Annotated in this window: 12 protein-coding genes and 1 pseudogene; 9 read left to right on the forward strand and 4 right to left on the reverse strand. The window is 46.3% G+C overall.

Features of this window, described 5'->3' with window-relative positions:
* From AC4PME_RS19935 to AC4PME_RS19970, 8 genes and pseudogenes are all read left to right on the forward strand, one after another.
* Positions 1-696, forward strand: a pseudogene (locus AC4PME_RS19935) (hypothetical protein); the annotation flags it as partial.
* A 126-nt stretch (positions 697-822) separates the two neighbouring features.
* Entirely contained in the window at positions 823-1,554 is a 732-nt protein-coding gene (locus tag AC4PME_RS19940) for a HipA family kinase (RefSeq protein WP_491046918.1), read from the forward strand.
* The gene (locus AC4PME_RS19945; RefSeq protein WP_474852703.1) at positions 1,551-2,411 is read left to right on the forward strand and encodes a DUF3037 domain-containing protein; all 861 of its coding nucleotides are present in this window, start codon (positions 1,551-1,553) and stop codon (positions 2,409-2,411) included. The genes AC4PME_RS19940 and AC4PME_RS19945 overlap by 4 nt, the downstream gene beginning before the upstream one ends.
* A gap of 167 nt (positions 2,412-2,578) precedes the next feature.
* On the forward strand, positions 2,579-3,178 hold the full coding sequence (recR, locus tag AC4PME_RS19950; RefSeq protein ID WP_119501893.1) for a recombination mediator RecR: 600 nt from the start codon (positions 2,579-2,581) through the stop codon (positions 3,176-3,178).
* Between the two features lie 160 nt (positions 3,179-3,338).
* Entirely contained in the window at positions 3,339-5,261 is a 1,923-nt protein-coding gene (htpG, locus tag AC4PME_RS19955; protein WP_491224464.1) for a molecular chaperone HtpG, read from the forward strand.
* Between the two features lie 310 nt (positions 5,262-5,571).
* Entirely contained in the window at positions 5,572-6,216 is a 645-nt protein-coding gene (gene adk, locus AC4PME_RS19960) for an adenylate kinase (protein WP_119501891.1), read from the forward strand.
* 131 nt (positions 6,217-6,347) lie between these two features.
* Positions 6,348-6,743 carry an MAPEG family protein gene (locus AC4PME_RS19965; protein WP_491046374.1) on the forward strand — a complete coding sequence of 132 codons (396 nt, stop codon included), beginning with the start codon at positions 6,348-6,350 and terminating at the stop codon, positions 6,741-6,743.
* Between the two features lie 3 nt (positions 6,744-6,746).
* Positions 6,747-7,880: an alanine racemase gene (locus AC4PME_RS19970; protein WP_491046373.1), complete on the forward strand. Its 1,134-nt coding sequence runs from the start codon at positions 6,747-6,749 to the stop codon at positions 7,878-7,880.
* A 4-nt stretch (positions 7,881-7,884) separates the two neighbouring features.
* On the opposite strand, the gene AC4PME_RS19975 is transcribed toward AC4PME_RS19970, so the two are convergent.
* Positions 7,885-8,736 carry an SDR family oxidoreductase gene (locus AC4PME_RS19975; protein WP_491046372.1) on the reverse strand — a complete coding sequence of 284 codons (852 nt, stop codon included), beginning with the start codon at positions 8,734-8,736 and terminating at the stop codon, positions 7,885-7,887.
* Positions 8,737-8,849: 113 nt separating this feature from the next.
* On the opposite strand from AC4PME_RS19975, the gene AC4PME_RS19980 reads away from it, so the two are divergent.
* On the forward strand, positions 8,850-9,746 hold the full coding sequence (locus tag AC4PME_RS19980; protein WP_491046371.1) for a LysR family transcriptional regulator: 897 nt from the start codon (positions 8,850-8,852) through the stop codon (positions 9,744-9,746).
* A gap of 60 nt (positions 9,747-9,806) precedes the next feature.
* On the opposite strand, the gene AC4PME_RS19985 is transcribed toward AC4PME_RS19980, so the two are convergent.
* The 3 genes from AC4PME_RS19985 to lepB all read right to left on the reverse strand — a co-directional run.
* Positions 9,807-10,262, reverse strand: a complete 456-nt coding sequence (locus AC4PME_RS19985) for an Hsp20 family protein (RefSeq protein WP_491046370.1) — start codon at positions 10,260-10,262, stop codon at positions 9,807-9,809.
* Positions 10,263-10,403: 141 nt separating this feature from the next.
* Entirely contained in the window at positions 10,404-10,853 is a 450-nt protein-coding gene (locus tag AC4PME_RS19990) for an Hsp20 family protein (RefSeq protein WP_474846545.1), read from the reverse strand.
* Between the two features lie 153 nt (positions 10,854-11,006).
* On the reverse strand, positions 11,007-11,568 hold a 562-nt coding region (gene lepB / locus AC4PME_RS19995), incomplete at its 5' end, for a signal peptidase I (RefSeq protein ID WP_491529741.1).

Below are 11,568 nucleotides of genomic sequence, written 5' to 3' on the forward strand. Positions count from 1 at the left end.
GTAGAAAAGCTCAGGGCTTTGAGTATTACTCCTTACGACATCCTCTATATGCTTACGAATGATGAAGTCAAAGCTGTTGTCGAAAGTATGGGTATCAAGAAACGCGGTAATCTTCGCCTTAATATTCTTGCGAGTTTTGCGGACGCGACAGATAAGCTCATAGACAATTATGGGGCCTTGGCACGGAGAGACCTCGCAACATTAAAAGCTGACAATATCGAGATAGCTGAGGCTGACTTGGGCGTTAAGTTCGAAGAGGTTACCAAAGCTATATTTGAACAGCTGGGATTGTTGGTCGATGAAGATCTCCGCAGAGCCATAAACACAGCTAAAGACAAAGCTGATGTACTCATTTCACTCAGTGAAGACGATGTAATTGTTGGGGAAGCTAAAACCTGCAAAAACGGTGATTTTGCAAAATACTCTACTACTTCACGACAGGTTAAGGCTTATGTAAATCGATGTGAGCAGGCAGGAAAGCGAGTTGCTCAGGTGCTTATTGTCGCTCCAACGTTTTCTGATGACTTCGTAGAAAGTGCAGAAATGGATACAGAAGTTAATATCTCACTTCTTGAGGCAGATGGACTGAAGAAAATTCTTGATGCATATAAAGCGCGTCGTAACCCCAAGTTTTCTGCGAAGTTGTTTACCAAAGGTGGTCTTCTTAAAGCCGATCTTATAGCAAAAAATATTTAGCAAAAGGGGCTAAAATTATGCCGCCACGAACTTTTCCAATTTAGGTAATCAGCCCTCGAAGTTATTGGAGGTCTTTTGTTTATTGAATACAAACGGAAGTTTTTAGAGAGTTAAAAGGCTAACCACTTGATAAACATAATCGAAATTCAACAACGGATGACCCAGGGGGTTACCAAACCCTGGCTGTGCCGTGGAGATGATGGAAAACTTTACGTCGTTAAGAGGTTGAATGCCGCATATCTCGGATGTATCTATGAATGGATTGCAGCCCAGTTGGGTACTCGATTTGGCCTGCCTGTACCTGATTCTCAACTAGTGTATATCGATGAACTTCTAGTTGAAGGCGACGATGAGTTAACTAACGATTTGGGATGTGGAATCGCGTTCGCTTCAGAGTTGAAAGATAGCTTGCAGGAAGTGAATTTAGATAGACTTAGGGAAGTAAAAAAATCTCTGTTATTGGATCTTTTTATGTTTGATTACTGGATAAAAAACAGTGATAGAACGCTGACTGATAAGGGGGGCAACCCTAATCTCTACTATAACATCGTTACTGGCGATTTGGTGGTATTTGACCACAACTTGGCCTTTGAGCATGACTTTTCCAGTCTTGATCACAAAAGTATTCATGCAGCGAGTTCGGTAATTAAGGGGCAAACTGATCTATTTACAGATGTGATTGATAAAGCACACTATCAAGCTAAATTTGAAGAAGCTATGTTAGACTTTGATGCAGTCATTAATATCATACCTCAAGAATGGCTCGATGGACTTAAAGATGCCGATGGAGAAATAGATAGAATACGGGTACTATTGAACGACTTTGGAAACGAAAACTTTTGGGAGGCTTTAGCATGATTAACAGCAATTCTGTATACGAGTATGCAGTAGTACGCTTTATGCCTTTCATTGAGACAAGAGAGTTTGCAAACGTAGGTATTGTCTTGATCGAGCCTAAAGAAGGACGGCTTATCTTCAAGGTATCTCCAAAACGTTTTGGCAGAGTGACGAATTTCTTCGAAGAAATGGATAAACAGCTTTACAAACAAGCGGTTGAATCATTTACCGATGAATTAACGAGGCTACAGAGCTTTTGTCGAGCAAACCATCTAAGAAATAAAGAATTAATCGGCGTTTTTAGAGAACTTACGCGTCAGCGTGAATCTGTAATGCATTTTGGTAATGTCAGCAGGGTTTTAGCTAATGAAAGAGCTGAAAAAATGTTGGATAAGTTGTATCAAAAATTTGTTGCCCGTGATTTTGTAAATCAAAAGTACCGAGAGCAACAAATGGTCAAAGCTCTACGCGAGACTTTTGCTAATGAACTGGCTCACAAGTACAGCGAACGAAAGTTAAAAGCTGGGATTTACGAATTCACACTTCCTTTTGTAAGGAATACTAGTCAAGGCAAACGTATTATTAAACCGTTGGCTTTCGATCAGAAGACCGCAATGAGTGCTGCTGAGCATGGACTTATGTGGGTGAATCGGATGAAGGCTTTAGTTGAGAAGAACATTGTTATGCCGGAACAGGCGCTCATTGCAGTGGAGCCTCCCCTTAAGCCACATAATGACTTCAAAGAGGTTTATGACGAAGTCACAAGCTCGGTGGAAGACCTCGGCATTAATTTAGAGCAATTTGAGAACATAAGTAATATCGTCTCTTTTGCTCGTGATTCTGGGGATTACATCGATTCTTCAACTTCGTGGCAATAGTTTAGGCCCCTAATTCAGGGGGGCCAAATAGGGGCCAAATTGAGAGTGATATTGAGTTATATTCAGTGATGGAAAGAATGAAAACACCGCTACAAGCCGCGAAATATCGCATAGCATCACAAATCATCAACGAAGCCTCATTTGGCTTCAAAATGCCGTTTTAATCAATGAAATTCAGTCCGCTTCTGGGTGAGCTTATCGAAGCGCTCACCTGTTTGCCCGGTGTGGGCAATAAAAGCGCCCAGCGTATGGCGTTTCACCTGCTCGAACGAAACAGGGATGGTGCCATGAAGTTGGGCACCGTGCTGCATAATGCCATGGAGCACATTCAGCATTGCCAGCAATGCCGCACGTTTACCGAAGATGATGTGTGCGAAATCTGCCGTTCGCCGAAACGTCAGGAAGCGGGTGTATTGTGCATTGTCGAAAGTCCGCAGGATGTGCTGGCCATCGAGCAAACTATGACATTTACCGGTACATACTTTGTCTTGATGGGACATTTGTCGCCCATCGACGGTATCGGGCCGGCTGACATCGGGCTGACTGAACTGGAAACGCGACTTAAAGCCTCTCCGGTATCTGAAGTCATTCTGGCAACGAACCCTACTGTAGAGGGCGAAGCCACGGCACATTATATTGCGCAAATGTGTAACGGGCTTGATATCACGGCAAGCCGGATAGCGCATGGTGTACCGGTAGGTGGCGAATTAGAATATATCGACGGCAGCACGCTGACCCACGCGTTCTCCGGTCGCCGCACGCTTTAAGCTTCAGCATTTTTCTGCTCTGTCATTACCGTTGGCAGAGCATCATTTCACTCAATTTTATCAAATCTGATAAAAACCCTACTTTTCAGGTTGAAATTATTCCGGCCCGACCTTACTTCCTAGACTGAAATTGATTCAAATAGCTAGGAGACTCTGGTTTATGGCTGAAGCAGCCCAACAAGAAAAACATGGTTTTCAGACTGAAGTAAAACAGCTTCTGCAACTGATGATTCATTCTTTGTATTCCAACAAAGAAATCTTCCTTCGTGAACTGGTATCGAACGCAGCCGATGCTGCCGATAAATTACGCTTCCGCGCACTGGAAAATAACAGTCTGTACGAAGGCGACGGCGAACTGAACGTGAAGATCAGTACCGATGCTGATGCAGGTACCATTACCATTGCTGATAACGGCATTGGTATGACGAAAGAAGAAGTTATTGCGAATCTGGGTACCATTGCAAAATCTGGTACTAAGGATTTCTTTAGTAAGCTTTCCGGTGATGCGGCAAAAGACTCACAACTGATAGGTCAGTTTGGTGTGGGCTTTTACTCAGCATTCATCGTGGCTGATAAAGTGACAGTAAGAACCCGTGCTGCCGGCACTGACGCCAGTCAGGGCGTTGAGTGGATTTCTGACGGTGAAGGTGAATTCACTGTAGCAGAAATTAACAAGCCTGCCCGCGGCACTGAAATTGTTCTGCACATCCGTGAAGAAGAAAAAGAGTTTGTTGATAACTGGCGTCTGCGCTCAATCATCAGCAAATATTCCGACCACATCAGCATTCCGGTGCAAATGTGGAAAGATGAGATCCCTGAAAGTGAAGGTCCTGACAGTGAAAAAACACCGGCTGTTCCCGGCGAATGGGAGAGTGTAAACAAAGCGACGGCATTGTGGACACGGGATAAGTCAGATATCTCTGAAGAAGAATATAAAGAATTCTATAAGCACATTTCTCATGACTTTGCTGATCCATTGGCATGGGCGCACAACAAAGTAGAAGGTAAGAGTGAGTACACCAGCTTACTTTACATTCCTTCTAAAGCGCCGTTTGATATGTGGAACCGTGATCAGAATCATGGTCTGAAGCTTTATGTCCAGCGTGTATTCATTATGGATGACGCTGAACAGTTTATGCCAACGTACCTGCGTTTCGTAAAAGGTCTGCTTGATTCCAACGACCTGCCGCTGAACGTTTCCCGTGAAATTCTGCAGGATAACAAAGTCACCCAGACGTTGCGTCAGGGTTGTACTAAGCGCGTATTGCAGATGCTGGAGAAAATGGCGAAGAACGACAGCGAAAAGTATCAGTCGTTCTGGGGTGAATTTGGTAACGTGCTGAAAGAAGGTCCTGCCGAAGACTTCAGCAACAAAGATAAAATTGCCGGTCTGCTTCGCTTCTCGTCAACACATGGTGATTCCGATGCGCAAACTGTGTCTCTGGATGATTACATTGGTCGCATGAAGGAAGGTCAGGACAAAATTTACTTTGTCACCGCTGACAGTCTGCAAGCTGCGAAAACCAGCCCGCACCTGGAGTTCTTCCGCAAGAAAGGCATCGAAGTGTTGCTGATGGGCGAGCGCATTGACGAATGGTTAATGTCTCACCTGACTGAGTACAATGAGAAGTCTTTCCAGTCTATTGCTAAAGGTGATTTAGATTTAGGTGACCTTGACGACGAGGAAACCAAAAAGGCTCAGGAAGAAGCAGAAAAAGAAGTGGAAGGTGTGCTTGAGCGCGCGAAAACTGCATTGGGTGACAAAGTTGTCGACGTGAAATTTACTCACCGTCTGACAGAATCACCTGCAGTGATCACCGCTGATGAAAACGGCATGACCACGCAGATGATGAAGCTGATGCAGGCTGCCGGTCAGACAGTACCGGATGTGAAATACCACTTCGAACTGAATCCTGAGCACCAGTTAGTGAAAAAGCTGGCTGATGTACAGGATGAAGCTCTGTTTAATCAGTGGGTAGGCGTATTGTACGATCAGGCAGCATTGTCTGAGCAGGGCAGTCTGAAAGACCCGTCCAGTTTTGTACGCAATTTAAACAGTCTGTTAATGAGTATGGCAAAATAAAGCCAGTTCACCGACTGTAAACATATGAAAACGGGTCTTTATGGCCCGTTTTTATTTTAACTATCACTTATATTTATTTAGGAAAGATAATTCCCTACAAATCAATACTCTGTTCCTGCTGCTTAACCTTTAATGACTGGCTGTTAAAGAAATGTATGTCTTCACGCCTTCGCATGCCCTTACGACTATTGTTCATAAACCATGCGACATAAGTCGTATAATCTGACTCTGTACTTGCTATGGGCTTGTTTCGCTGATGCTTAGTGTGTAAAGTGCCCAACAGTTGAGAAAATAAAGCGGAGAGCGCAAAATGCGAATCATTCTTCTGGGCGCACCAGGCGCCGGTAAGGGAACTCAGGCACAATTTCTGATGGGGAAATACGGTATTCCTCAAATCTCTACTGGTGACATGTTGCGTTCGGCCATCAAGGCCGGCACTGAACTTGGTCTTGCGGCCAAGCGTGTAATGGACGAAGGTAAACTGGTGTCTGATGACATCATTATTGGTCTGGTTAAAGAGCGTATTGCCCAGGACGACTGCAAGCAAGGTTTCCTGCTTGACGGTTTTCCCCGTACCATCCCTCAGGCTGATGCAATGAAAGAAGCAGGCGTATCTGTAGATCATTGCATTGAGTTTGACGTACCTGATGATGTCATCGTTGAGCGTATGGGCGGCCGTCGTGTACACCCTGCCTCAGGTCGTGTTTATCACGTTGTTTACAATCCACCAAAAGTGGAAGGTAAAGATGATGAAACCGGTGAAGAACTGATCATCCGTGATGACGACAAAGAAGAAACAGTACGTAAGCGTTTAGGCGTGTACCACGAGCAAACTAAGCCTCTGGTAAACTACTATTCTGCAGAAGCTGAAGCCGGAAACTGCCAGTACCACAAGCTGGACGGTACCAAACCGGTAGAACAGGTCAGCAATGAACTGGCTGAGCTTCTCGGTTAAAAATTCTTACCAAAGGCCGCATCAAGCGGCCTTTTTTTATACTTCACTGTCAAAGCGGGTAAAAGGCTTTGCCAGCGTGCCGCTTAATTGCCAGAATAGACGCCAATAACCCATTATTAAACCTGACGATTATGAGTTTCCCGATTACTGCGTTTTACGCAAGTCTGTTAGCCTTGTGTTATATCTACCTGTCATTCGCCGTTATTAATGTCCGCCGCAGCGCCCGGATCGGTGTGGGTGACGGAGGAAATGATGAACTTACCCGTGCCATTCGTGTACACGGCAATTTCAGCGAATATGTGCCAATTACACTTATTCTGCTGGCGTGCCTGGAGAGCTTACATCCCCAGCACTGGGTATTGCACGCGGGTGGCTGCGCTATATTATTTGGCCGCATTCTCCATGCTTACGGCTTGCGTCACAGTGATGGAACAAGCTGGCAACGTTTATCAGGGATGCTCCTGACGTTCTTGTCTATACTGTTTCTTGCCTGCTCGAACCTGTTTATGATCCACTACCTGATTTAGTTTATGTCTGAGTTATTATCTGATTTTTCTGCTCTGGTGACCCCGGTCTGCCTCATTGACGAGAATAAGTTGCGGGCGAACAGCGAACGCATGCAGGAGAAATGTCGCCGGGACGGCGTGAGACTGCGGCCTCATGTTAAAACACTGAAGAGCCGTGAAGCTGCGGAAATTTATGCACCGCGGCCCGGGCCTGTCACTGTTTCCACACTGGAAGAAGCCCGTTACTTTGCGCAGGCCGGTTACAAAGATATTCTGTATGCGGTGGGTATAACGCCGAATAAATTCTCTGCGGTTAATGAACTTCTGGAACGTGGCGTCGACCTGATTGTTGTCGTTGACAATGAAGCGGCGGTGGAGGCGCTGGTAAAAGCCCGCCGTACTTTCATTGTGCCCCTGCGGGTAATGATAGAACTGGATGTTGATGATCACCGTGCCGGTGCCGGGCCTGAGAGCATGCAATTGATCTCTATGGCTGAGCAATTGCACAACACTGCGCATATCCGTTTTTCCGGCTTGATGGCCCATGCAGGTGCATCTTACGGGTGTAACTCGCCCGAAGCGCAATATGCCATGGCAGAACAGGAATGCAGTCGTACGGTACTGGCGGCGAACAGGCTCAAAGCTGCGGGATTACCTGTTGACATCATTTCTGTGGGATCTACGCCAACAGCGTTGTCTGATTATAAGCCCGGAGGCGTTACCGAGATCCGTGCCGGTGTGTACGCAACGTTTGATCTGGTGATGGCCGGTTTGGGGGTTTGTTCAGTATCTGACATTGCAATGAGTGTGTTGACGACCGTCATTGGTCATCAGATGAAGAAGAATCAGGTACTGGTGGATGCAGGCTGGATGGGACTGTCGAGAGATAAAGGCTCTGACTCCCACGGATATGGTCTGGTCGCTGATGCCGGGGGCAATATACTGGATGGCTGGTATGTCAGCCAGACAAATCAGGAACACGGTATCATTGAGCATAAAGATGGTTTACCTGTACCGGATGAAGGTTTCGGATTCGGCCGTCAACTCCGGATCTTGCCAAATCATGCCTGTGCGACGGCGGGTCAGTACCGGCGTTACCACGTTACCCGTGACAACCGCACCGTCAGCGCTATCTGGCATAGTGCTGACGGCTGGTGATACGTTACAGTGACTGCTTTAGTACTTCAATAAGCGAAGGTGTTGCTCTTCCCAGCAGACGGTGTAATTCATCGCTTGAGCCGGAAAGGCCGCCTTCTTTTGCATGATGCTCTGAATCTGCCAGCACATGAGCAAAGCCTTCCGGCAGACCGGCAACATCCTGCAGGAATTGTTTGTAACCCTCATAATTCATTGATTCAAAATGAACGGGCTTACCGGTTACAGCGCTGACAGCGTCTGCATATCCCTGCAGAGTAAACGAAGCATCACCGGCCAGCTCATACACGTTTCCTTTGTGCGCAGATATATCTGTCAGCACATTCGCTGCTGCCTCTGCGTAATCATTGCGGGTTGCTGAATCAATGCGGCCATAACCGGCCACGCCGGCCAGCACGCCGGCGTCAATAACAGCCTGTAGACCCTGCGTGTAGTTCTCTGTGTACCAGCCGTTCCGTAAAATCACGTAATCCATGCCGGAAGCCTGAATGCGTTGCTCTGTGGCTTTGTGCTCTTCTGCCAGCATCAGAGATGAAGTGTCTGCCCGTAACAAGCTTGAATACACCAGGGTTTTCACACCGGCGCGTTTAGCCGCATCGATTACATTGGCATGTTGTTCAATACGCTGTCCGATTTCACTACCTGAAATGAGAAACAGTGTCGTGATACCGGTCAGTGCATCTGTCAGCGTGTCAGGTTCACTGTAGTCGAAGTGCCGTGAGACAATATCAGCAAACATAGCTTGCGACTTGCCGGGGTCTCTGACCAGCGTGATCAAAGAGTCTGCGGATTTTTTCGTTAGCAGGTGTTTAATTGTCAGTTGACCTAACTGACCTGTTGCACCGGTAATTCCAATCATGATTGTTCTCCTGTTAAAACTATTTTGCCGTGCCGTATTGGACGGATGACTGGATTATGGTGCTTTGTAGTTGCTATGATAAGTAGGACAAAAGTGAATGTAGTGTTCGTAAAATGAGTACAATTGATTTTGCCTATCTCAGGCACCTGGCAATATTTTGTGTGGTGGCAGAGCAGGGGAGTTTTGCTGCTGCAGCCAGAGTGTTGCATACCAGCCGTTCGAGAGTCAGTGAGCAGGTTGCAGATTTGGAGGGCGCTTTAGGCAGCAGGCTGCTTCAGCGTTCAACCAGAAAATTAATGCTTACAGAGGAAGGTCAGCGTGTTTTCAGCCGTGCAACTATTCTGCAGGAAGTACTTGAGGATATAGATAGCATTACGAATACCCGTGTTCCTGCCGGCCGCGTCGCCATTACCATGAATCATGATATTGCCCATAAGTTTGTACTGCCCGCACTGGATGGGTTTATCCGGCAGTTTCCTGAGGTTCAGATTGATTTTGTACTGGATGACGAGCGGGTTGATTTAATCTCAGAGAAAATTGATCTGGCAATCAGGATTGGATTACCCCGCGATGCCTCGCTGATTGCCAGGGTATTGCATGAGGAAACATTTGCGATATATGCACAGCCTGCAATGCTGGACCGACTTGGTGAACCGGAGAGCCTCGACGCGTTGGAAGCATTGCCCTGGGTGTTGCTGGATTTACCTCACTGGCACAATAATGTGCGGTTACAAAGTAAAGACAGCAGCAGAACCATAACACCTTCCAGATATTACAGAAGTAACTCGCCCCATTTGATCCACAAGATGGCGGCTATGGGAACGGGGGTGGCCTTACTGTTGCCATCTACGGTAAAAGAAGAAACAGAGCGGGGAGAGCTGGTTCAGATATTGCCGGGGTGGCATGGGGAACGCACGGCTTTTTCACTGGTGTATCCGTCGCGGAAAAACTTACCGCAGCGCACACGGGTGCTGATTGACTACCTTGTGTCCGCTAATATATTCAAATAAAAAAACGGCACCGGGAGCAGGTGCCGTTTTTATGTTTAATTGCAGTAAAACCCTTCCGGATTATTCACCGGTGCTTTTATGCTCAAGGGCCGCAGAGCCGATAGCGATCTGTTTAGGCTTTTTAGCTTCAGGGATAACTCTTTCCAGATCGACACTCAGCAAACCATTTTCGAGATCTGCGCTTAATACATTTACATGATCACCAAGCTGGAATTTGCGTTCAAAATTGCGCTCTGAAATACCTTTGTGAAGGAATTTACGCGATGACTCTTTGTCATCAGCAGCCTTGCTGCCTGTCACGGTCAGCGTATTTTCCTGTACTTCAATAGTGATTTCGCTTTCTGCAAATCCGGCTACTGCCATTGCGATGCGATATTTATTTTCCTCCAGCAATTCAATGTTATACGGAGGAAAAGCGCTCTGGTTTTCAAACCGGGTAGCATTGTCAATGAATGACGCCAGACGGTCTGAGCCGATAAATGAACGGTAAAGTGGTGATAAATCAATAGTTCTCATAGTCATATCCTTCCAATTAAGCAATATGTAATTGTCAGAGCCCCGTATCCGGCGACTCAGGTTATTCCGTGCCTGCACCTGCAGGCACGTAAAAATAAAATCGTTAGTTAAATGAGGTCTGTGTATACAGACCAGAATAGCTTACCCGTGGCTGGCCGGTGTATTGCCGATTTCGATGCGACGTGGTTTCTTCGCCTCAGGCACAACACGCTCAAGGTCAATATGTAACAGGCCGTGCTGCATATCTGCGCCGGTCACTTTTACATGATCACCAAGCTGGAATTTACGCTCAAAGCTGCGCTCTGAAATTCCTTTGTGCAGGTATTGTTTTTTGCCGGCTTCGTCATTTTCAGCAGGGGCTTTTTTGCCCGTTACCGTTAACGTGTTGTCTTCGGAGACAATGTTAACTTCTTCAGTTGTAAATCCGGCAATCGCCATGGACACACGATATTTATCGTCGCCAAGCAATTCAATATTATAAGGGGGATAAGCAGTCTGGCTCTCAGAACGTGAAGCTGCATCTACAAGTGATGCCAAACGGTCAGAACCAATGAAAGAACGGTAAAGTGGAGATAGATCGATAGTACGCATAGTCATATCCTTTTTATAAAGCAATATGTTTAAAATGTTTGCCCCGACATTGCGGCGGCGGTTCTGTCGGCCTTGCTATCAAGCGCCGACAATTACTATGTAGGTGCTAAAAAAGTCTTTTCAACACCTCAAAGCAAAAAAATTTAAATTTTTTTATTTCAGTGCCTGAAATGTACGTGCAAGCCTTGGCATATAAGCGTTGTCATTATCCAGTGAATAAGCGATATGCGACGCCTTACCGATGATTTCATCCATAGGAATAAAGCCATGCACTCTGGAATCGGCCGAGTTATTACGGTTGTCGCCCAGCACCAGCACGTGATTTTCCGGAACAGTCACCGTATTAAATGATGCCAACGGTGAGCCATTCTTATCCAGATGGATCTGATGAAGCACTTTACCCAATAGCTCCTGCTGATTCTCATCATCGCCGGAATACAATAAGGGCTTATTGTTCAGATACAAGATGTTATTCCGCATGGCAATTCTGTCACCGGGTAAGCCCACAACACGTTTAATCAGTCGGTTATCTGCCGCCTTGCTGTCGAACACAATTATATCTCCGCGGACAGGGGAGCCTGTTTCAGTCAGACTGATGTCAGTAAACGGCACTTTGATTTCATAGGCCAGCTTATTCACAAATATGCGATCGCCAACCTGAATGGTAGGTTCCATTGAACCGGAAGGGATGTAATACCAGTCTGCCACACCGGCG

It is taken from the genome of Alteromonas sp. (assembly GCF_984505615.1).